At 69.5% G+C, this 22775-nt stretch carries 18 protein-coding genes; 13 read left to right on the top strand and 5 right to left on the bottom strand.

The window, feature by feature from the left end; translation table 11 throughout:
• Nucleotides 1-8: 8 nt before the first annotated feature.
• From rpoC to malQ, 4 genes are all read left to right on the top strand, one after another.
• Complete coding sequence (gene rpoC / locus JF886_RS01310) at nt 9-4358, top strand: DNA-directed RNA polymerase subunit beta' (RefSeq protein ID WP_337308825.1); 4350 nt, start codon at nt 9-11, stop codon at nt 4356-4358.
• 93 nt (nt 4359-4451) lie between these two features.
• On the top strand, nt 4452-4772 hold the full coding sequence (locus JF886_RS01305; RefSeq protein ID WP_337308823.1) for a hypothetical protein: 321 nt from the start codon (nt 4452-4454) through the stop codon (nt 4770-4772).
• A 233-nt stretch (nt 4773-5005) separates the two neighbouring features.
• A complete protein-coding gene (locus tag JF886_RS01300; RefSeq protein ID WP_337308821.1) occupies nt 5006-6067 on the top strand; it encodes an HD-GYP domain-containing protein in 1062 nt (353 codons plus the stop codon).
• Entirely contained in the window at nt 6064-7881 is a 1818-nt protein-coding gene (gene malQ, locus JF886_RS01295; protein ID WP_337308819.1) for a 4-alpha-glucanotransferase, read from the top strand. Before JF886_RS01300 ends, malQ begins: the two co-directional genes overlap by 4 nt.
• Before the next feature lie 5 nt (nt 7882-7886).
• On the opposite strand, the gene JF886_RS01290 is transcribed toward malQ, so the two are convergent.
• Entirely contained in the window at nt 7887-8594 is a 708-nt protein-coding gene (locus tag JF886_RS01290; RefSeq protein ID WP_337308817.1) for an HAD family hydrolase, read from the bottom strand.
• 35 nt (nt 8595-8629) lie between these two features.
• Nucleotides 8630-9700 (bottom strand): sensor histidine kinase, encoded by a 1071-nt coding sequence (locus JF886_RS01285; protein WP_337308815.1) that lies wholly within the window; start codon nt 9698-9700, stop codon nt 8630-8632.
• 196 nt (nt 9701-9896) lie between these two features.
• Between JF886_RS01285 and JF886_RS01280 the strand changes: the two genes are divergently transcribed.
• From JF886_RS01280 to JF886_RS01260, 5 genes are all read left to right on the top strand, one after another.
• On the top strand, nt 9897-10325 hold the full coding sequence (locus JF886_RS01280; protein WP_337308813.1) for a response regulator: 429 nt from the start codon (nt 9897-9899) through the stop codon (nt 10323-10325).
• A 50-nt stretch (nt 10326-10375) separates the two neighbouring features.
• Nucleotides 10376-12034, top strand: a complete 1659-nt coding sequence (locus tag JF886_RS01275) for a hypothetical protein (RefSeq protein ID WP_337308811.1) — start codon at nt 10376-10378, stop codon at nt 12032-12034.
• The gene (locus tag JF886_RS01270; protein ID WP_337308809.1) at nt 12031-13515 is read left to right on the top strand and encodes a hypothetical protein; all 1485 of its coding nucleotides are present in this window, start codon (nt 12031-12033) and stop codon (nt 13513-13515) included. The genes JF886_RS01275 and JF886_RS01270 overlap by 4 nt, the downstream gene beginning before the upstream one ends.
• Before the next feature lie 245 nt (nt 13516-13760).
• A complete protein-coding gene (locus JF886_RS01265; RefSeq protein ID WP_337308807.1) occupies nt 13761-15050 on the top strand; it encodes a sensor histidine kinase in 1290 nt (429 codons plus the stop codon).
• A 139-nt stretch (nt 15051-15189) separates the two neighbouring features.
• The gene (locus JF886_RS01260) at nt 15190-16011 is read left to right on the top strand and encodes a response regulator transcription factor (protein WP_337308805.1); all 822 of its coding nucleotides are present in this window, start codon (nt 15190-15192) and stop codon (nt 16009-16011) included.
• Between the two features lie 3 nt (nt 16012-16014).
• Here JF886_RS01260 and JF886_RS01255 read toward each other — a convergent pair whose 3' ends face one another.
• A complete protein-coding gene (locus JF886_RS01255) occupies nt 16015-16410 on the bottom strand; it encodes a hypothetical protein (RefSeq protein ID WP_337308803.1) in 396 nt (131 codons plus the stop codon).
• Nucleotides 16411-16640: 230 nt separating this feature from the next.
• On the opposite strand from JF886_RS01255, the gene JF886_RS01250 reads away from it, so the two are divergent.
• Complete coding sequence (locus JF886_RS01250; protein WP_337308801.1) at nt 16641-18605, top strand: hypothetical protein; 1965 nt, start codon at nt 16641-16643, stop codon at nt 18603-18605.
• Between the two features lie 9 nt (nt 18606-18614).
• The gene (locus JF886_RS01245; RefSeq protein WP_337308799.1) at nt 18615-18914 is read left to right on the top strand and encodes a hypothetical protein; all 300 of its coding nucleotides are present in this window, start codon (nt 18615-18617) and stop codon (nt 18912-18914) included.
• On the opposite strand, the gene JF886_RS01240 is transcribed toward JF886_RS01245, so the two are convergent.
• A complete protein-coding gene (locus JF886_RS01240) occupies nt 18911-19441 on the bottom strand; it encodes a hypothetical protein (protein ID WP_337308797.1) in 531 nt (176 codons plus the stop codon). The two genes, JF886_RS01245 and JF886_RS01240, sit on opposite strands and share 4 nt — an antisense overlap.
• A gap of 171 nt (nt 19442-19612) precedes the next feature.
• On the opposite strand from JF886_RS01240, the gene JF886_RS01235 reads away from it, so the two are divergent.
• A complete protein-coding gene (locus tag JF886_RS01235; RefSeq protein WP_337308794.1) occupies nt 19613-20782 on the top strand; it encodes a TadA family conjugal transfer-associated ATPase in 1170 nt (389 codons plus the stop codon).
• Nucleotides 20783-20866: 84 nt separating this feature from the next.
• Complete coding sequence (locus JF886_RS01230) at nt 20867-21307, top strand: group II truncated hemoglobin (protein WP_337308792.1); 441 nt, start codon at nt 20867-20869, stop codon at nt 21305-21307.
• A 17-nt stretch (nt 21308-21324) separates the two neighbouring features.
• Here the strand turns inward: JF886_RS01230 and JF886_RS01225 are convergent, their stop codons facing one another.
• On the bottom strand, nt 21325-22632 hold the full coding sequence (locus tag JF886_RS01225; RefSeq protein ID WP_337308827.1) for a TadA family conjugal transfer-associated ATPase: 1308 nt from the start codon (nt 22630-22632) through the stop codon (nt 21325-21327).
• Nucleotides 22633-22775 lie beyond the last annotated feature (143 nt).

The raw sequence follows: 22775 nt of genomic DNA, 5'->3' as shown, positions 1-22775 counted from the left end.
GCCCGGAGATGAACCTCACCTGGTCGCACGGCGAGGAGACCAAGCCGGAGACCATCAACTACCGCACGCTCAAGCCGGAGCGGGACGGGCTCTTCTGCGAGAAGATCTTCGGCCCCACCAAGGACTGGGAGTGCCACTGCGGAAAGTACAAGCGCTACCGGTACAAGGGCATCATCTGCGACAAGTGCGGCGTCGAGGTGACCCGCAGCAAGGTGCGCCGCGAGCGCATGGGCCACATCAAGCTGGCCTCGCCGGTGTCGCACGTCTGGTACTTCAAGGGCATCCCCTCGCGCATGGGGCTGCTCCTCGACATGAGCCCGCGCAACCTCGAGAAGGTGCTGTACTTCGCCAACTACATCGTCACCTCGATCGATGAGAAGGCACGCGCCGACTTGGTTGCCAAGCTCGACCCCGACACCGACGAGCGCGTCGTCTCCCTCACCCAGAAGGTCGACTCCGGCGACACCGGCGAGGACGACGACCTCCAGAAGCGCGTCACCGACCGCGAGACGCGGCTCACCGGCGAGCGCCAGACGCTCGAGACCGAGCGCGAGACGCGCATCGCAGCGCTGCACGACTCCGCCCGCGACCTCGACGAGCGCATTCAGGAGGCCAAGGGCCACAAGGCCGTCGCCAACATGGCCCTGACCGACGGCGTCGACACCCAGACCGTCGTCACCAAGGGCACGGCGCTCGACGAGGACGTCGCCGTCGAGGTGCAGCGCCGTGCCGGCGAGCGCGAAGAGGAGCTGACCGCCCAGTTCGCCAATCGCCGCACCGACCTCGAGGACGCCTCCGGCGCAGAGATTGCGGGCTGGCGCACCGAGCTCGAGGGCAAGCGCGCCGGCGCCCAGGACAGCGGCCGCACCGAGCTGGAAACGCTCCGCGCCGACATCGTGCGGCAGCGCGAGGAGCTCGAGGCCCTCGCGGTGCGCGACCTGCTCACCGACACCCAGTACCGCGAGTACGTCGACCGCTACGGCAAGGTCTTCAAGGCCGGCATCGGCGCGGCCGCGGTTCGCGAGCTGCTCAACCAGATCGACCTCGCCAAGGAGGCGCTGCGCCTGCGCGAGGAGTCGAAGTCGACCAGCGGACAGCGCCGCCAGAAGGCCATCAAGCGCCTGCGCGTCGTCGAGGCATTCCGCAAGTCCAGCACCGCTCCGGCGTGGATGGTGCTCGACGTTCTTCCCGTGATCCCGCCCGAGCTGCGCCCGATGGTGCAGCTCGATGGGGGCCGCTTCGCCACGAGCGACCTCAACGACCTCTACCGGCGCGTCATCAACCGCAACAACCGGCTCAAGAGGCTGCTCGAGCTCGGCGCCCCGGAGATCATCGTCCGCAACGAGAAGCGGATGCTCCAGGAGGCGGTCGACGCGCTCATCGACAACGGCCGCCGCGGCCGGGCCATCACCGGCACCGGCAACCGCAAGCTGAAGTCGCTGTCCGACATGCTCAAGGGCAAGCAGGGCCGCTTCCGCCAGAACCTGCTCGGCAAGCGCGTTGACTACAGCGGGCGATCGGTCATCGTGGTCGGTCCCGAGCTGAAGCTGCACCAGTGCGGACTTCCCAAGAAGATGGCGCTGGAGCTGTTCAAACCGTTCGTGATGCGCGAGCTGGTCAGCCAGAACTTCACGCAGAACATCAAGAGCGCCAAGCGCATGGTGGAGCGCGTGCGTCCCGAGGTGTGGGACGTTCTCGACCAGGTCATCACCGACCATCCCGTGCTGCTCAACCGCGCGCCGACGCTGCACAGGCTCGGCATCCAGGCATTCATGCCGGTGCTCGTAGAGGGCCAGGCGATCCAGATCCACCCGCTCGTCTGCAAGGCGTTCAACGCCGACTTCGACGGCGACCAGATGGCCGTGCACGTGCCGCTGTTCAGCGGTGCGGTCGCCGAGGCCAAGAACCTGATGATGTCGTCGAACAACATTCTCAGCGCCTCCGATGGCAGACCCGTGGTCACCCCGTCGCAGGACATCGTCCTCGGCTCCTACTACCTGACCCAGGAGATGACCGACGCGCCGACTGCGCTCGAGGATGTCCAGAAGCTGCAGGCGTTCTCCTCGGCCGAAGAGGCTGAGCTCGCCTACGAGCACAGCCGAGTCGGGTTGCACGATCACGTGCGTGTGCGCATGCCTCTCCACCACGTCGAGCCATACCGTGCGTCCGAGACCGCGCCGACCGGCACCTCGCTGGTCACCACCACGGTGGGCCGCGTGCTCTTCAACGCGGTGCTACCACTCGGGGAACCCGGCACCCAGAGCGACCTGCGCTCAATCACCTTCCGCAACGAGGTGATGGACCTGCGCAAGCTGGGCCAGCTGATCAAGGAGTGCTACGACCTGCACGGGTCAGAGCGCACCGCCCAGATCGCCAACGACATCAAGCGGCTGGGATTCCACTACGCCACCAGGGCCGGGGTGACCGTGAGCGCCATGGACATCAAGACCCCGGGAGCCAAGGCGGGCATCCTGGCCGGCGCCGAGAAGCAGGTCGAGGACGTCGACGTGCAGTACCGCCGCGGGCTCATCACCGACGACGAGCGCTACTTGAAGACAGTCGAGATCTGGACCAAGGCCACCGACGACGTCACCGAAGTGACCATGAAGTCCTTCGACCGCTTCCACTCTGTGCTCATGATGTCCCAGTCCGGGGCGCGCGGATCCACCCAACAGATCCGTCAGATCGCGGGCATGCGCGGATTGATGGCCGACCCCACCGGGCGGATCATCGACCTGCCCATCAAGGCCAACTTCTCCGAGGGCCTCAACGTCCTCGAGTACTTCATCTCCACGCACGGCGCGCGCAAGGGTCTTGCCGACACCGCGCTGCGCACCGCCGACTCGGGGTACCTCACCCGCCGTCTCGTCGATGTCGCCCAGGACGTCATCGTCCGCATCGACGATTGCGAGACCACCGCGGGCATCTGGGTCGACCTCGAGGATCCCCTGCTCGGCGACCGCACCATGGACCGCGTCGCCGGCCGGATCGCCGCCGAGGACGTGGTCATCGAAGGCGAGACGGTCACTTCGGCCGGTGAGGAGATCACCGACGAGGTCTCGCGGCGCGCGTTCGCGCTGCGCGACTCGATGCCGCGCATCAAGGTGCGCAGCATCATGACCTGCAAGGCGCGCGAGGGGGTCTGCCGTCTCTGCTACGGCCGCAACCTGGCCACCGGGCGTCTTGTCGAGATCGGCGAGGCGGTCGGCGTCATCGCCGCCCAGTCCATCGGCGAGCCCGGCACTCAGCTGACCATGCGCACCTTCCACACCGGCGGTGTGGCCACCGGTGGTTCGGACATCACCCAGGGCCTGCCCCGCGTCGAGGAGCTCTTCGAGGCCCGCGTCCCCAAGGGCAAGGCCCTGATCAGCGAGACCGACGGCGAGGTGGAGATCATCCGCACCGAGGCCAAGGCGCTCAAGGTGAAGGTGACCTCACGCGACGTCTTCGACACGACCTACCCGATACCGCCGAAGCACTCGGTGGTCGTCAAGGACGGCGAGGCGGTGACCGAGAACGCGGAGCTGCTCCGCGGCACCGACGAGAACGGCAACGAGGTCGTGCTCCGCGCCAAGTACGCGGGCGTGGCCAAGGCTGGCAAGAACGAGATCCTGGTGCGCACCAGCGAGGAGGAGACGCACGAGTACGCCGTGCCCGCCTCCGCGCAGCTGATCGTGCACGACGGCGACCACGTGGTTGCCGGCGACCGCATCACCCAGGGCTCGATCAGCCCGCAGGAGCTGCTCCTGGTGCGCGGCCGCGAGGATGTGCAGAACTACCTGGTCCGTGAGGTGCAGAGCGTGTACCGCAGCCAGGGCGTCGACATCAACGACAAGCACATCGAGGTGATCGTCCGCCAGATGATGCGCAAGGTGCGGGTCGACAACGCCGGCGACACCGACCTGTTGCCCGGCGAGATCGTTTCCCAGTTCGAGTGGGAGGAGTCGAACGCCAAGTCGCTCAGCGAGGGCGGCGAGCCCGCCATCGCCGGAACCGTGCTGCTCGGGCTCATCAAGGCGGCGCTCAACACGGCCTCGTGGCTGTCGGCGGCGTCGTTCCAGGAGACCACCCGAGTGCTCACCGAGGCGGCCATCTCCGGCAAGATCGACAAGCTGCGCGGTCTCAAGGAGAACGTGATCATCGGCAAGCTGATCCCCGCCGGGACCGGGCTCGACTATTACCAGAAGCTCCGCGAGGAAGCCGCGCGCCTCTACGAGGAGGAGGAGGCGGCCGCCGCCCTGGCAGCCCTCGCCGCCGAGAACGCGGACGACGACGACGACCTGGACTCGGACGCAACGTCCGTGGACGAGGCCGAGGCCGAGCCCGTCTCCGAGGAGGCCCCACCAGTCTCAGCCTGAGCGAAGGGGGAACCGCGGTTCCCCCTTCGCCTAAGTTCCCCCTTCGACTATTTCGTTGCAGGAACGTCGGAGGCGGCGGGGTACCCTTGTCGCGTGCACCTGATCAGCGACATCGTCATCGCCGGACACCCGGTCAACACCGCCCTGCTGCTCGGGGTTCTCGCCTTCCTTTTGGCCTGGATCGTCGTGTACCTCGTCTACAAGATGTTCTGGCACTCCGACTTCGGGTTGCCGGTGCGCCGCCGCCTGCTCAGCAAGGGGATGAGGGTCGAGCGCGACCAGGTGGCCTTCGTCCCCATGTGGTGGTCCGACCTGCAGATCCAGCGCGCCGTCAGCGCCCACTGGAAGCACAGCCTCCGCACCACCGTCGGCGCGGGCCCTGCTCGCCGTCCCGAGGACGCCGCGAGCTACTGACCGCCGCCCGGAACCGGAACCGCCCGCGTGGCAGGGACGCCGCCCACCGTGGCTCTGGCATACGACGCGTTCGGTTCGTTCGTACACCATCGGCCATTCCTGTCACGGAGTGATGGCAGCCGGGTAAATGGAATCGCTGGTCGCGGGCTCCCGTGACAGGATGGCGCCAGGCCCCGGCAGTGGCCGGGGAGCACCGGAGTGGGGGGTCGCGACCTAGCCAGGAGGACCCCACCGTGCCCAGGGTGCTGTGCGCCGACGACGATCGCCCGATCCGGCTTTTCGTGCGCGACGCGATGCGGCTCGGCGGCTACGACGTCGCGGTGGTCGCCGATGGCGCCGAGGCGATTCGCCGCCTCGACGATGGCGGCCCGTTCGACTTGGTGATCACCGACTACAGCATGCCCAGGGCCACGGGCATAGAGGTCATCGAGCACGCGCAGCGAGTCGACCCGACGCTGCCCTGCATCATCGTGACCGCCTACCACGACCTCGACCTGGCCATGCGCGCGATGCGCGCCGGCGCCGTCGGCTTCATCCCCAAGCCGTTCCGCGCCGAGCACCTGCTCACCGTCGCCGGCCGCGCGCTGGAGCGCCGCCAGCTGGCCGCCGACGCGCTGCGGCTCAACATGCTGGTGCCGATGCTCGAGCGCTTCACCATGGTCCTCGCCAACACGCTGGAGTCGAAGGACTGCGCCACCAACCGCCACGCGGAGCGGCTGGTGGGCCACGCCGAGGCGGTGGCCCGCCAGCTCGGCCTCGACGACGACTGTCGCTTCTCCATCCGCGTCGGCGCCTGCCTGCACGACATCGGCAAGGTCGGCGTGCCTGAGGCCCTGCTGCGCAGGCCCGGGCCGTTGACGCCCGCCGAGCGTCAGCTGATGCAGCTCCATCCCGAGATCGGCGCGGCCATCCTCGAGGATATCGACACCTGGGAGGACGTGCGTCTCATCGTCCGCCACCACCACGAGCACTGGAACGGCGGCGGCTACCCGCTCGGCCTGAGCACCATCGACATCCCGCTGGGAGCGCGCATCGTCAGCGTCGTCGACGCTTTCGACGTCATGACCGAGGGTCGTCCCTACGCCAAGTCGAAACCTGTAGAAGCTGCGGTCGCTGAGCTGATCCGCCAGCGCGGCAGGCAGTTCGACCCCGACGCCGTCGACGCCTTCGTGACGACCCTGGGAGGCACCGGTGACTACCATGACGTGGTGGACACCGTCTCCGAGTTCGACCTCATCGCCCGGCGCGCGGCGCCCTCACAAGCACGGAGCATGGTGGGCGAGGCCGTTCGTTGACCGACGCCCGGCGGTGGGGCGTTCAGAGCGAGTACCACGATGCGAGCGGCCGGTTGATCGAGGCCTCACCTGAGACCGTCGCCGCGGCGCTGAGCGCCCTGGGGGCGCGCGACGGGGGCGAACCGCCGCCGCCGAGCGCTCTGATCCTCCACCCGGGCGACGGGGTCGACCATCCCATCGAAGTGGAGACCGAGGACGGCGTCTCTCTGCGCATCGAGGGCCGCGTCGGCGACGACGTGCCCCTCGGATACCACCGGATCGAGGGTGCTCGGCCCGGCACGCTGATCGTCAGCCCGCGTCGCTGCCACCTTCCCGCGGGCCTGCATCTCGGCGGCTGGGCGGTGCAGCTCTACGCAGCGCGCTCGGAGTCGAGCTGGGGGATCGGTGACCTGGGCGACCTCCGCGAGTTCGGCGAGTGGGCTGCGGCCGCGGGAGACGGCTTCGCCCTGCTCAGCCCGCTCAACGCTGCCGCTCCGACCCCGCCGATCGAGGCCAGCCCCTACCTCCCCACCAGCCGGCGCTGGCGCAACCCGCTCTTCCTGCGCATCGAGGACGTGCCCGGTGCCGAGGTGCTCGGCGCCGACCTCGAGAGGATCGCCCGCGCCGGCCACGCGCTGAATGCGGAGCGCACCGTCGACCGCGACGCAGTCGCCATCGTCAAGCTCGACGCGCTCACCCGCATCGCCGAGGCCAGCCCGCCGGGCACGGAGTTCCGCAGGTGGCGCCACGCCCAGGGCGAGTCGCTCGAGCGCTTCGCCACGTTCGCGATGCTCGCTGAGCAGCACGGCGGCGACTTCCACGAGTGGCCGGAGAAGCTCCGCGACCCCTACAGCCCTGCGGTGCGCGGCGAAGCCCGCCGCTCCCGCGCGCGCGTCGCATTCCACGCCTGGCTGCAGTGGCTCATCGAAAGGCAGCTCGCCGGTGCCGCCGCGGCTCTGCCGCTCATGACCGACCTCCCCATCGGCGTCGAACCCGGCGGCGCCGATGTCTGGGCCGACCGCGACCTCTTCGCCGCCGACTTCTCTGTGGGCGCGCCTCCCGACCTGTTCAACACCGTCGGGCAGGACTGGGCGCAACCGCCCTGGAATCCGTGGCGGCTGCGCGCGCGGGGGTACGACGCGCTTGTCGCGGTGCTTCGGGCCGGCTTTGCGCACGCCATGGGCATGCGCATCGACCACGTCATGGGCCTGTTCCGTCTCTACTGGATCCCGCGCGGCGGCAGCCCGACCGACGGCGTCTTCGTGCGCTACCCGGCCGACGACATCCTCGACATTCTCGCCTTGGAGAGCGTCCGCGCCGGCGCGCTCGTCGTCGGTGAGGACCTCGGCACCGTCGAACCGGTGGTGCGCGAGCAGATGGCCGCGCGCGACATCCTCTCCTACCGGCTGCTCTGGTTCGAGGAGGGCGAACCGAGCACGTTCCCGGAGCGGGCGATGAGCGCGGTCACCACCCACGACCTGCCCACCGTGGCCGGGCTGTGGCGCGGCGACGACGTGGAGGCGCAACGCTCCATTGGCGTCCCCGTCAACGAGCCCGGCATCGCCGAGATCCGCGAGCGTCTGGCGCGCGTCGCCGGCGGCCGCGAGCAGCCCGCCGAGGTCATCGAGACGGCGTACGCCGCGCTGGCCGCGTCACCGTCGATGCTCGTGGTGGCCAGCCTCGAGGACGCCGCCGAGGTGGTGGAGCGGCCCAACATGCCCGGCACGACCGCCGAGCGCTGGCCCAACTGGCGCCTCGCCCTGCCCCAGCCGCTCGAGGACCTCCTCGCCTCGCCGCTGGCGCAACGCCTGGCGGAGATCCTCCGCCGCACGTAGCCGGCTCAGCCGGCTCGGAGGTGCGAGGCGCGCGCCAGGGCCGACCTGAGGTCGTCCGCGAGGATGCGGTCGATGAGCTCGCGCATCCCCGCGCCGGCCCGTCCCTCCATGACCAGGTCGGCACGGTCCTTGACGCTGGCCAGGGCGTTGCTAACCGCCACCCCGCAGCCGGCCATACCGAGCATGACCAGGTCGTTCTCCGCGTCGCCGACGGCAACGGTGGACTCGGCGGTCTCGCCCAGCGTCTCCAGGGCGGCGGTCAACCCGGTGGCCTTGTTGACACTCGCCGGTAGCACCATCACCGAGTGCTTGTTGAAGATGATCTGGAGATCGAGCTCCATCTCGTGGATGGTCCGCACCACCACGTCCTCGAAGGGGTCCCAGGTCGAGGCGATCGCGCGGCCCACGGAGAGCGGGGTGACCCCGTGGGCCTGCAGGGCGGCGATGAACCGCCGCGGCAGCGTGGGCGCGAGCAGGCGCTGCTTGCCGGTGGCGGGGTTGTAGACGATGCAGCCGTTCTCGACCACAGCCAGGTCGAACACGTCGACGTCGTCACAGATGTCGAGCAGCTCGTCGAGGATCCGCCCGGTGACCAGCACCGCGCGACGACCGCTCTCGCGCAGCCGGTGGATCGACTCCACAGTCTCCGGAGCCAGGACCCCCTCGGACGCCACGGTGCCGTCGTAGTCGGCCGCGAGCACACGGAAGCGCATGCCTCCATTGTCCCGCAGACTTGCGTTGACGGGGCTCAGGCCGCTGCCGGAAGCTTGAACTCCACCCGCACCTCGGTGCCGCGGCCGCTCTCCGAGCGGATCTCCAGGAGGCCCTTCTCGAGCTGCGCCCGCTCCCGCATCGAGATGAGCCCGAGGTTCTTGGTGCCGTCCAGCTGCGCCTCGACGGCGGCCACGTCCATGCCCACGCCGTCGTCACGGACAACGGCCGTCACGGTGTCCGTCTGGAAGTTGATGAGCACCTCGACGTTGCGCGCCTTGGCGTGCTTGCGAGCGTTATTGAGCGCCTCCTGCACGATGCGGAAGATGGTCGGCTCGAACGACCCGGGCAGGCGGATGTCCTCCCCCATGACGCGTAGCTGGGCGTTGACCCCCGCTTTGTCACCGAACTCCTTGATGAACTTGCGCAGGGTGGGCACCAGGCCGAGGTCGTCGAGCGACATCGGGCGGAGGTCGAAGATCAGCCGGCGGGTGTCCTCGAGCACGGCACGGACGCCGTCCTTGAAGTCGGCCAGCTCGCGCACCACCAGCTGCGGGTCACGCTGGATGAGGCGCTCGAGGATCTCGGCCTGGAGCACGAGGTTGGCCATCGACTGGGCGGGGCCGTCGTGCATGTCGCGCGCGATCCGCATCCGCTCCTCCTCGATGATCTGGAACACCTGGCGCGAGGCGCTGCGCACGCGGCTGGTGTCGGGTCGCGGCGCCACCGCGGCGGCGAGGTCGTCGAGGCTGCGGTAGACAGAGCGCAACACCTCCTGCTCGCTGCGCAAGTCGATGAGCCGCGCGCTGGCGTCGCGGAATCGCTCGTCCACGGCGGCGAGGTCGGCGCGAAACCGCGAGAGGCTGCGGAAGGCGTTGTCGAGGTCGTCCGGGTCGAGACCCTCGAGGTGCTCGAGCAGCGACCGCCAGCGCCCCTCGCTGTCCTGGGTGCGGCGGCGCAGCTCCTCGCGGGTGTCGGCGGTCTCCGTGAGCCGACCGTCGAGCCGGGCGGCCGCCTCCTCGAGGTCCTCGATGCGCTGGGTGATCAGGAATCGCACGCCCGACAGGGCTGAGGGATTGACGGCGGGCGTCTCGCCTGCGGATGTCACGGGGCGCACGAGAGCTGGCCGGGACGCATGCCGGCATGATACCGGCGGCGTCGGCGAGGCCCGGGCATGGGCAGTGACGATCGACCTGTTCTCGCGCGCCGGAGCGGTGGTGTCCGGGTCACAGGCCGGTTGCAGGCGCCGGAGCGGTGCAGTGCCGGATCTATAAACGGGAGGTCAGTTCACAAGGAGCGCCATCATGGAGATGCCCTCGACGGGCGGCCCGCGCGTCCTCATCGTCGAGGATGACACCTCCCTGCTGCGCCTCCTCGAGCTCCGCCTCTCGGTCGACGGCTACACCACGCGCACTGCCGCCGACGGGGTCGCCGCGCTGCACGAGCTGGCCAGCTGGCTGCCCGATGTCGTGCTGACCGACGTGATGATGCCGCGACTGTCCGGATTGTCACTCTGCCGCGCGATCCGCCGTGATCAGCGCACCGCCACGGTCCCGATCATCCTGCTCACCGCGCGGTGCTTCGACAACGACATGCAGGAGGTGGTCGACCTCGGCGGCGTCACCTTCATGAACAAGCCGTTCGACGCGGAGTCGCTCAACGCGGCGCTCGTCGCCGCGCTCGCCGGCCGGCCCGCGCCCGCGACCGGGATGGGCGCGCCGCACGCGGCCTGATCTCCCATCGTCGCCCACGATGGCGGTTCGCGGGTGACAATGGCGCCGACGTGACCAGCACGGGCTCCGTCGCCGCGTCCACCCCCACTCCCACGTCTCAGCACAGCGCCGCGAGGACCCGCCAGTCCTTCATCGACCGGATGACATCGCCGGGCGGCCTCTTCCTGAGCGCGGTCATGCTTGCCGCTGCCTTCCCGCTGACCGCGCCGATCCGCGATCCGGACTTCTGGTGGCACCTGCGCAGCGGCCAGCTCATCCTCCACAACGGGAGCCTGCTGCACACCGATCCGTTCACGTACACGGTGAGCAGCCATGTCTGGACGATGCACGAGTGGCTCTCCGAGGTGCTGTTCGCTGAGCTGTACCACTGGGGTGGACTGGCCGCCGTGGTGCTCGTGCTCAGCGTGGTCAGCTGGTTGGGCGTGCTCTGCATCCTCGGCCGGGCCCGGCTGGACCGTCCCGGACCGTTCGCGCTCGGGATCGGCATGGTGCTCGCGGTGATCGCCGGCTACCCCATCTGGGGGCCGCGCGCGCAGATGATCACGTTCGCCTTCGCCTGCCTGACGCTGCTGCTCGCCGAGCGCCACCTGCGCAAGGGCGGTCGGCTCGCGCTGCTCCTGCTGCCCATCTTCCTGGTGTGGGGCAACCTCCACTCCGGCTTCCTGATCGGGCTGGGATTCATCACCGTCATTGTGGTGGCGGAGACGGTGGCCCACCTGCTGCACATCAAGGGACGCGCGCCCGCCGCTCGGGTGCGCAGCCTGGCGCTCATCCTGCTCGGCTCGCTCGTCGTCTGCGCCATCAACCTCAACGGCCCTTCGATCATCCTCTACCCGTTCGGGACGCTCGGCTCCGCCGCGCAACAGTCGCTGATCCTGGAGTGGCATTCGCCGGACTTCCATGACTGGTCGGTGCGCACCTTCGGCGTCATGCTGCTCAGCCTCGTGGCCTTCATCGTCGCCAACCGCAGCATCCGGCTGCGCGACGCGGCGCTCGTCCTGGTCACGGTCGTGCTGGCGCTGCAATCGGTGCGCCACATCGCGCTCTTCGTGGCCGCCGCCACGCCAGTGTGGATCACCCAGGCGGACATGCTGCTGGCGCGACTGCGCAGGCGCCCGCACCGTCAGCAGAAGCTGCCTCCGGTGGCCATGCGCGTGGTCAGCTGGGCCGTTCTGTGCGGCGCCGTCCTCGGCGTGTACGTCGGCAGCCGGCTGCTCCCCTCCATGCACACGCGCGAGGACTCGCTGTTCTACGCGCAGGACTTCCCGGTGTGCGCGGCGCGCTGGCTGGCCGCCGATCCACTGCCACTCAAGGTCTTCAACCAGTACGGCGAGGGCGGCTACCTCGCCGACAAGCTCTCCGCGCACGGCGACCGTGTGTACATCTTCGGCGACGCCGCGCTGATGGGCGACGAGCTGCTCTACAGCTACGGCGACGTCGAGTCCGTGACGCCGCGTTGGGACTCGATCGTGCGCGCTGCCGGGACGGACGTCGTCCTCTTCGACAGCAATGCCCCGCTCAGCAACGTCATGATCCACGCCAGCGACTGGGTACAGGTGTACCGCGACGCGCACAACATCGCGTTCGCGCCCAAGGAGAGGGTCGCCTCGCTGCAGCTGCCACCGCAGCCGCCGTTCACCGCCCCGAATGACACCTGCACGACCCTGGCGCAGACACCGGCGTCGCGTCTGGACCAGCAGCCGGGATGAGCGCGATGCTGCGCCGCAACGCATGGGTGCTCGGCGCCGCGGTGCTCAGCCTGGTGCTCACCGTGCAGCCGTTCCGGGACAGCGACGTGTGGTGGCACCTGGCCGTCGGCCACTACATCCTCGCCCACGGCATCCCCTCAGTCGAGCCCTTCAGCTTCCTGCACGCCGCCCACCCGTGGGTCGGGCAGCAGTGGCTGTACGAGGTCGGCTTGGTGCGCCTTGTCGACCTCGGCGGTCCCGGCCTGGCGTCGCTGGTGATGGGCGTGGTCGCATCGGCGGCGCTGCTGATCGCGGCACTGTCGATCCCGGCGGAGCGCCGGCCGGCTGGCCCGGTGATGGCTGCGGCGCTGCTGCTCAGCGCGCTGGTGGCGGCGCAGCTGCTCGGCGTGCGCGGCCAGGTGATCAGCCTTTTCGGCGCTGCGCTCGTCCTGCACCTGGTGATGCGCTGGCGCCGCGGGTCGACGCGCGTGCTCCTCGCGCTCCCCGTGGTATTCGCGGTCTGGGCCAACCTGCACGCCGGCTTCGTGATCGGGCTCGGCATCGCGCTGGTCGCGCTCCTGACGGTACGTGGCGTCGACCGCAGGAGGCGTCTGCTGCTCGGCGCGGCGATCGCGGCGAGCGCCGTGGCCACCCTGGCCAACCCGGCCGGGCCGGCCCTGTGGGGCTACGTCGCGGCAACCTTCAGCGATCCCACCATCACCGGCGTGGTCACCGAGTGGCGCTCGCCCGACTTCCACGACGTGTGGCTGCGCCTGTTCGAGGCCGAAGCCATCCTGCTGGTGGTCGCCTGGATGCTGGCGCCGCGGCGCGATCTCTTCGACCTGGTTCTCGCAGGCGGCGTGTTCGCGGCGTCGCTGCAGGCGCAGCGCAACGTCTCCCTCTTCGCGCTGGTCGCCGCCCCACAGCTCGCCGTGTACGGCGCCGCGGCGTGGCAAACCCATCGCGCCCGTCTGCCCCGCCTCACGCGGCTCGCGCGCCGGCGACCGCCGCCATCCTGGTTTGGGGCCGCTTTGATGGCAGTGGTCGTGGGCGGCACCGCGATCGCGGTCGTGCCGCAGCTGAGCCGCGACAGCGCGGCGCGGTACCAGGCGAGCCACGAGCCCAAGGCCGCCGCCGACTTCGCCGCGGCCCACCTCGCCGGGCGCCGGCTCTACAGCATCGACACCTGGGGCGGATACCTGGCGGGGCGCTTCCCGACCGGCCGGGTGGTGTTCGTGTACGACGAGACCGGCGTCTTCGGCACGGCCGCGCTGCAGACATACCTCCACATCCATGACCTCAGCCCGGACTGGGACACGCTCATCCGTCAGGAGGGCATCGCCGACGCCATCGTCCCGGCGGGCGCCCAGGAGGCGGCGGCTCTGCACACGCTGGGCTGGGCGGTTGACTGCCGCGACAGCACCTCGGGCAGCGTTGTGATGAGCAGCACCGCGACCCCCGGCGGCGGATCGGGGCTGGACACCGCGCCGGCCTGCGCTTGAGTATCGCCCAGCCCTTGACCTGAACCCCTCGGCAGCCGGCGGCGATTCCTGTTACACCGCCACGGGGGTATTCGTTACCGGTCCTTGTCGCCGTCGGCGAGATCGGTCGGTACGCTCAGTTTCGTGATCGCCGCCCCGCTCAGCAGCTGCGCCCGTCTGCGCCCCCAGCCGAGGTGAGCCAGCAGCTGGCCCGGCGCATGCAGGCGGCGTCGGCCCCCGCTCCGGCGGTCGCATCCAGGAGGCCGGTGCCCTCGGCTCCGTCGATGACGCTCGACCGCGATCGCCGCGCCGGTGTGGAGCGTGTCATCGAGCTGTTGCGCTGGGCGGTACTTGTTTTCGCCGCGGTCAGCAACAACTTCCCCGGTGAGCCTCGGGTGGCCACGACCTCGGCGATCAACCTCATTCTGGGCGGCTGGGGGATGTTCAACCTCAGCGCCACCCTCGCGCTGGTGCTCCACCGTCTCCCCGGACGGCGCACCCAGCTGGCCATCCTCGCCATGGACCTGGGCGTCGCCAGCGCGCTGGTCTACCTCACCGGCGGCTTCGCCTCCAACCTCGCGGTCGTTTTCTACGTGCTCATCGGCATCAGCAGCCTGCGTTTCGGGATTGTCGGCAGCGTGGTGTGCGCGGCCACCATCAGCGCGCTGTACGTGAGCGTCGGGCTGGCCGCATCCGGGCCGCTGACCCATTCGCTCGTCGACCTGCTCGCCTCGCGGCTGTTCCTGTTCTTCGTGGTCTCGCTGGCGAGCTCCCTGCTGGCGCGTGAGATGGTCTCGGCGCGCGCCCGCCAGATGGCCCACACCGCCGAGCTCGAGCACGCGGTGTTCGCCGAGCTTCGTGAGGTCGACCGCATCAAGAGCGAGTTCATGATGCTCGCGTCCCACGAGCTGCGCACTCCGCTCACCAAGATCAAGGCGTGGCTGGCGCTGATGCGCGACGGCGGCGACCACCTCCCCCAGCAGGCGCGCCAGGAGGGCTTCCACGAGCTGCGCACCGAGGCCGAACACCTCGGCCGGCTCACCGACAACCTGCTCTGCATCGCCCAGCTCGAGTCCGGCGAGATCCGGCTGAAGCCGACCACGGTCGACTTCAGCGCCGTGCTGCGCCAGGTCATCTCGCGGTTCGTCGAGGTCGCCGACCGCGGTCGCTTCCTGGTGCACATCGACGAGAACCTCGGCTACCTGCACGTCGACGAGGAGCGCCTGGCGCTGGTGCTCGCCTGCCTCATCGACAACGCGTTGAAGTTCGCGCCCGACAATGAGCCCGTCGAGATCACCGCGGTGCGCGTCGTCAACAAGGCGCACGTCGAGGTGCGCGACAACGGCCGGCGCATCCCCGACACCGAGGTGGAGCGCGTCTTCGCCTCCTTCTACCAAGTGGAGAACCCCCTGCTGCGCCAGCGGGGTGGTTTTGGGGTCGGCCTTTACCTGGCCCGCCAGCTGGTGGAGCGCATGGGCGGGCAGATCTGGCTCGACAACCAGAGCGTGCGCGGAAACTCGTTCTTCGTCGCCGTCCCACTCGAAGAGCCGGTGTGATCACCGACGTGAACGGGCGCGGTCACCTGCGTTCCGGAGCCGTGAAAGTCCGCAACACTCGGGTAACCGCTTTCGATCTGCGCGCGGGCGCGTGCTACGTTGCCGGCGTCGATCCGCCCCTGCGAGGTTCCGCGTCTTCATGAAATCCCTCACCGAGCCCATTCCGGGTCAGCCGTACACGGCGGGGCGTCCGTCAGGCGCTGAAGCGACGGTGCTGGTGATCGATGACGACCCCTCGATGCACGACATCCTCGCGGTCCTCGGTCATCAACACGGTTTCGGGATCCAGTTCGCCGACGACGGCACCGACGGCGTGCGCCTCGCCGAGCAGAACGACGTCGACCTCATCGTGCTCGATCTCAACCTTCCCGGTCTGACCGGCTTCGACGTCTGCCGCCGCATCCGCTCGGCGGGTATCGAGATCCCCATCGTGATGGTGTCGGCGAGCTCCGACCCGGTCGACGTCGTGGTCGGCCTCGAAATCGGCGCCGATGATTACGTCGTCAAGCCGTTCGAGATCCGCGAGCTCGCGGCGCGCATCAACGCCAAGCTGCGCCGCCAGCGCACCAGCCAGTCGCAGGTGCGTCCCGGCCGCCTCAAGTTCCCCGGCCTCATCGTCGACGTGGGCCGGCACGAGGTGCTGCGTGACGGCCAGGCGGTGACACTGACACCGACGGAGTTCGACCTTCTCGCGCTGCTCTCCGCGTCGCCCGGCCGGGTGATCTCGCGCACCGAGATGATCCAGAAGGTGTGGGGCCAGGGCGCCGACCTCGACCTGCGCAGCGTCGACGCGCACGTCTACCGTTTGCGTCGCAAGATCGAGCCCGACGGCCCGCGTCCCACGTACATCCACGCGGTGCCCGGCATCGGCTATCGCTTCGAGCGCCGTGGCCTCACCGACCGGCTGTCGCGGGCCCAGGACGACGACGCACCTCTCGACGAGGCGGCCGCCGCTCAGTAGCGATCAACCCGACAGTGACCTGCGGGCGGAGCGGCGACGGCGGCGCAGTCGGCCCTCGGCGAGCAGCACCCACTGGCCGCGCTCGTTGAGCCCGGCGGGACGGACGTCGACGATCTGGCTGGCGAGCAACGAGAGTGGCCGGCCCTGGGGAAGCACGAAGTCGAGGCAGGAGGCGGCCCCGCCGTCCCAGCGGCGGCGCTCGGTGATGCCCTCGAAAACCACCAGGCTGCGGCTCACCCGGCGCGACTGCACGCCGCCGGCAACGTAGGCGACGCGGTACATGTCACCCGTCTTGAGGCCGAACCGGTCGAGCACCGTCCGTTCGCGCACGAGCCGGCCACGGCGGACCTGGGCGAGGGGTGGGGCCGAAAGGGCGGTTGCGGCGTTTGGTGCGTCCATGCGGGGAATGTTCGATGCCTCGGGTCATCTGTTCGTCGCATGAGGCGGTCACACAGGGGTAACGGGATCCTCCGTAGACGCCGACCTCGGCGGAGCGGCGTCCGCCGTGCCTGGGGTACAACCACGAACGCGCCGTGTTGATGGCGGCTGTGTCAAACCGTCGTTGCGGCGCCACTTTTCGGTGACGCGCGCGCGATGACCATGGCCCGGACGTGACTGAGACTCAGCGCATGGCAACAACCTCCTGTCACGTCACCATGCTGCGCGAGATCTCCGCCGCCGGCGACCGCGAGCGCACCGGTGCCCTGGACATCGAGTGGGAGGGCGCGCACGCAACCCTGTTCTTCATGTTCGGCCACCCCAGCCATCTCGTGTTCGAGACCGCCGATGGCCGCACGCTCGATGGTGAGCCGGCGCTGAACGCGATCCTCGACGAATTGCCAACCGAATTCCGAGTAGCTCCATGGCGGCGAGCCATGGTCACGGATGACACGCTGCACTGCAGCGCGGAGGACCTGATGGGACTGTTCCAACGGCGCCATGCCGTCCCCGACACCAACGGACAGACGACCGACCCGGCACCCCCGGCGGTTGCCCCCGTGGCGGAGACGTTCGCGCCCGCCGCGGTCCCGGGTTCTCAGCCGCCCGAGCCAGCGCTGGCGACAGGCCGGCTGCCCTTCGGGCTCAGCGACTTTCCGCTGCTGCCGCTGGCGACCGCCCTGTGGACGGACGCGGCGGCCAACGTCGTCAACCTCGAGGCCGCCGTGCCGCGCCTGCCGGACTCTCTGCTCGTGCTCTCCGGGCCGACCTGCAAGGGCGCGGCGCTCATCGCCGGCGGGATGGTGACCGACGCGGTGTGGGTGAACGCGTCCACGGGCCAGCTCGGCGACCAGGCCGCACATTCGTTGATGACCTCGCTCGAAGGCACGCTGACCGCGTACCGCATTGAGGATCTTCGGCTGGTGTCGGCATTGCCGATGCTGTGGCGCTCGCCGCGACTCGGCTCCGGCCTGCCCGCGGGCTGGCTGCACACGGACGACGTTGTTGCCGAGGTGCGCACCTCCGGCCGTTCCTGCGGCCTGCTGGTCGAGTCCGCCGACCCCGGCGTCGGCCTGTTCGAGGCGGGCGAGCTCGTCGCCGTGTACACCGCGAGCCAGCAGTGGCCGGCCACCTCGATGGCCGCACTGCGCAGCCTTCTCCACGCATCGGACGCGTGCGTGAGCGTGATCGGCGACGTCGCCGGGCACTCCTCGGCACCGGACACCGCCGAGGTCCAGGCTCCCGAGTCTGCAGCACCGGTGGCGCAGGCCACTGACGCGCATGCGGCGTCCGCCGAGGAGATCACCATCCTCCCCACCGGCTACACGTCCGCAGCCCTCGTGGACGAGCCCGGCGCGGCGGTTGGCCAGAGTGCTGACACCGAGCCGGTCGCCGCCGACGCCGAGACCGCAGCGCTCGAGCCGATGGCCGACGCCGCCGCTGCGCCGACGAGGGGCAGGGGCAGGGGCAGGCGCAGGAAGGGCAAGGGCAACGGGAAGGCGGGCGCTCGGGTTGACGATGTCGCGTCTCCCGCGACGACCGCGGCCGCTGACGCCGCGGCGGTCGAGGTTACCGATTTCGCAGTGGTCGAACCGGCCACCAATGGCGCCGAGCCGCACGTGGACGAGTCTGCAGACACGTCGCCCGAGGCTGCTACGGAGGCCGAAGCTGCGCCAGAGGTCGAGACCGCAACAGGGCCCGACACCGAGACCGCATCAGCGCCGCAGGCCGACGCACCGCCCGTGTTCGAGGTCCTCGAGACCGAGGCGCCGGCTCCCGACCCCTCCGTAGCCGACCTGCACTTCGAGCCGGCGGTGTTCACCATCGCCGACCTCTCGGAGAGCAGCACCGCCGAGCCCAACGGCATGGCCGGCGTCGAAGCGCGTGAGGCGACGGAGTTCGTGCCCGCGCGGCTGGACATCGACGTCGATGCGCTGCGCGCCGAGCTCACCGACATCGCTACCGTGTGGCTCGGCGAGGACGATGCCGCGCCTGTGGCGAAGGCCATCAGCGCTGCTCGACCCGGCGTCGACGACTTCGTGTCCACCATCGCCGCCATCAGCACGATGGAGGTCCCCGGTCACGAGAGCGCGGTGGTGCGGGCCATGGCACGCGAGATGCACTACAGGGCAACCGAAGTGCTGACCGGCGTCTGAGCGAATCGCATGAACCTGCAGCACGTCATCGACACCGTCCGCGCCCAGCCGGTGATCGCGGTCGGGGTGGTGGCGGTGCTCTTGGCGCTCCTCTGCGTCCTGCTGGTCGCGCGCGTCGAGCGACTCAAGGACAGGCTGCACATCGCCAAGGCCGCGGCTGAGGACGCCGCGCAGGCCGCCGCGCTCGCGGCGCCCGGCGGCATCGATCCCGACGTGGTTGCTGAGCTCATGCGCACCGGGCAGCGCCCCACTCTCGATGCCGTGTACGAGGCGATGCAACTGCGCGCCGGCAGCAGCCGCGGTCGCTAAGAAGACGACCCGCCGCGCATGCGGAGCAGGCGGGGGTTGGCCGAGGTGACCGCCATCCACGCGGCGTTCCAACTCACGTTAACCGCCTCTTCGCGCAGGCGGAGCATGGTGGCGTTCGCGGAGCGGTCGACCAGCCCGCTATGCCTCGTCGACCAGCCGCGCCGCGACGGCACCGCCGGTGCTGCGGGTGCGGCCTCCTTGGCCGGTTCGCGCGAGGTCCACAACTCCTCGGCGGGCTTGGCGGCGGTCACCGCACTGGCGGAGCTGATCCGGAACGCATCGGGAGCAGGCGGGGGCGCCTCAGCCACCGGCGCCGGCTCGGGAGCGCCGACGACCAGGGCGTCGATCGGGGCGGCAGGAGCCACCGTCTGCGGCTGGTGGATCACGAAGCCGTCCTCGGGACGACCGCACACGGGCGGCTCGGCGGCGCGTCCCCGCCCCATGTCGTGGGAGGCGAAGGTGAACTCGTCCTGCGGAACCTCGACCGGGAGGTTGTCGCCGTCGCCGGCGGACACGTCAGTCGACATCGGCCGCTCTCCAGGTGGGTTTCACCGTCCCATCGTACCTTCGCGCCTCATCGCGTCTGGAAAAGATCGTGTCGCGAACCGGTTCCCTCTGGTCGTGACGGAACTGGGGCGGGAGAGAATCCCGGAACGATCGCAGGTCCATCCATCGGCATCCAGAGGAGCCTCCCCAGCGTGAGCATCGCCACAGCCACCAAAGGCATCGACCCGCGCTACCTCGAGGCGCTCGGACCGCTGCGTCCGCTCATCGACGACGACAGCCTCACCGAGATCATGGTCAACGGACACGAGATGGTCTACGTCGAGCGCAAGGGCAAGATCCTGCTGACCGACGTTCGTTTCGACAGCGAGGAGCACCTTCTTCGGGTCATCGACACGATCGTCTCCTCCGTTGGACGGCGCATCGACCAGCGCTCACCGCTGTGCGACGCGCGCCTGCTCGACGGCTCCCGCGTCAACGCGGCCATCGCCCCGGTGGCGCTCGACGGACCGATCCTCACCATCCGCAAGTTCAGCAAGGACCCGTACCAGGTCAGCGACCTCATCGGCTTCGGCACCCTCACCCAGGAAGCGGCCGCGTTCATCCAGGCCTGTGTCCTGGCCAGGGCGAACATCGTGGTCAGCGGCGGTACCGGTACCGGTAAGACGACCCTTCTCAACGTCTGCTCGAGCTTCATCCCCGTCGACGAGCGCATCGTGACCATCGAGGACGCGGCCGAGCTCCAGCTCCACCAGGAGCACGTGTGCCGCATGGAGTCGCGCCCCTCGGACGTCAACAACGAGGGCCGCATCACCATCCGCGACCTGGTCGCCAACTCCCTGCGCATGCGCCCCGACCGGATCGTCGTCGGTGAGTGCCGCGGTGGCGAGGCGCTGGACATGCTCCAGGCCATGAACACCGGCCACGACGGCTCGCTGACCACCGTGCACGCGAACAATCCGCGCGAGACTCTCTCGCGCCTCGAGACCCTGGTGCTGATGGCGGGCATGGACCTGCCGCTCAAGGCCATCCGTCAGCAGATCGCCAGCGCCATCGACCTGGTCATCCAGCTGAGCCGCGTCAAGGACGGCTCGCGCAAGGTCACGGCGATCTCCGAGATCATCGGCATGGAGGGTGACACCATCACCATGCAGGAGATCTTCAAGTTCGAGTCCAAGGGCGCCGACCCGTCGACCGGTCAGATCATCGGTGAGTTCAACCCCACCGGCATCCGCCCGAAGATCATCGACAGGCTGTTCGACATGGGTGTGCCGCTGCCGCCGCGCCTGGCGCAGCTATTCCCCGATCGTCGCCAGCTCATGGCCCAGCAGGCACTTCTGCAGCAGCAGCAGCGCCAGGGGTAGTCGCCGCTCTCGGGACGTCTGGTCTACCGGCGACGGTTGGGTTCCCGCACGTTGCGGGTATGCCACAGTTGACGAAGGCAGACGGTGTACGCCGCCGCGGGTGGCGACGCGGGCATGCGTCGCCTGGCCGCCACCTGGCATCGCCGTGTCATGGCCGATGCCGTGGTCAGTCACGCATTCAGCCATGGGCTTCACCCCGAGCACAGCGACCGCCTGGCGGCCTATTGGGCCGAGGCGCTGGGCGGACCGACCACATATTCCGACACCATGGGCGACGAGACCTCGGTCGTGCGCATGCACAGCGGCAATGGGGAGCACGAGGAGATGGATCGCCGTGCGATCGCCTGCTTCGACGAAGCCCTGACGGAGGTCGGACTGATCGAAGACGGCCCGCTCCGGCAGGTGCTTCACGACTACTTCGAGTGGGCCACGACAACGACCATGGCGCGCTACCACCACTCCGCTGACGACGTCCCTAGCGGACTTCGCATCCCTCGCTGGTCCTGGGACGGGTTCCAGGACTGAGGCCGGTTGGGCCGCGCTCAGCCCTCGCCGAGGGGCACCGGCTGGAACATCTCGAGCGGGAGCGGCTCGCCCTCGCTGGCGAGGTGCTCGAGGAAGTGCGGAGTCACACCGGTCGGGGTGAAGGCACCGATCACCTTGCCATCCTCGTCGATGCCCTCCTGGCGGAAGGTGAAGATCTCGCGGAGCTGCACGTCGCCACCCTCACAGCCGAGTACCTCGGTGACGCTGACCACCTTGCGCGATCCGTCACGCAGGCGCGACTGCTGCACGATGATGTTCACCGCTGACCCGATCTGTTCGCGGATTGCCCGCGACGGAAGCTCGGCACCGGCCATGAGCACGAGCGTCTCGAGGCGGCCCACGCACTCGCGCGGGTTGTTGGCATGGAGCGTTGTCAGGGAGCCGTCGTGGCCGGTGTTCATGGCCTGGAGCATGTCCAGTGCCTCGCCGCCGCGGCACTCTCCGACCACGATCCGGTCGGGGCGCATGCGCAGGGAGTTGATGACCAGCTCGCGGATCGACACGCGGCCGCGACCCTCGATGTTGGCCGGCCGGGTCTCCAGGGTGACCACGTGTTCCTGGCGCAGCTGGAGCTCCGCGGCATCCTCGATGGTGACGATGCGCTCATCCTCGGGGATGAAGCTGGAGAGGATGTTGAGGGTGGTCGTCTTTCCCGAACCGGTGCCCCCGCTGACCACGACGTTGAGCCGTCCTCGGACGCACGCTTGCAGGTAGCGCACCATGTCGTCGGTGACCGAGCCGAAGGCCACCAGGTCCGCGACGGTGAACGCCTCCTTGGCAAACTTTCGGATGGTGACCGTGGGGCCCCGGAGAGCCAGCGGGGGGATGATCACGTTGACGCGCGAGCCGTCCTTGAGCCGGGCGTCGACCATCGGTGAGGATTCGTCGACGCGGCGGCCGATGGTGCTGACGATGCGGTCGATCACCTGCATCAGCTGGTCGTTGCTCTCGAAGGTGACCGGGCTAAGGCTCAGCTTGCCGCGCTGCTCGACGTAGATCTGCCGCGAGCTGTTGATCATGATTTCGGTGATCTCCGGATCACCGAGCAGCACCTCGAGCGGTCCGAGACCGAGCACGTCGTCGATGACAGTGTCGATGACGCGCAGCTTGTCCTGGCGCGTCATGGTCAGGTTCTGCTCGGTGACCAGCTCATTGACCAGCTCGCCGATGCGCTGGCGCACCTGGTCCGGGGGAGTGCTGTCCGTGCTGCCGGCGAGCTCCTCGATGAGGCGGTTGTGAACCTTGCTGCGCAGCTGCGCGTACATGTTGCCGGAGCCTGGCTTGGCGAGCGGCCCGCGGCCCATGCCGGTGCGGTTGAGCAGGGAGGTCTGGCGAGGCGGCTCGGCACCGTCAGGCGCTGCGCCGGTTCGCGTCATCAGCTGCGGCGCGGAGCGGGTGTGCGGCGCGGCCAACGGCGCAGGGGCGGCGGGTGCCACCGGGGCCGCGG

This window comes from Candidatus Aeolococcus gillhamiae, assembly GCF_016464765.1.
Taxonomy (GTDB): domain Bacteria; phylum Chloroflexota; class Dormibacteria; order Aeolococcales; family Aeolococcaceae; genus Aeolococcus; species Aeolococcus gillhamiae.
Note: the sequence above shows the minus strand (reverse complement) of the source record. Positions and strands in the feature narration are given on the sequence as shown.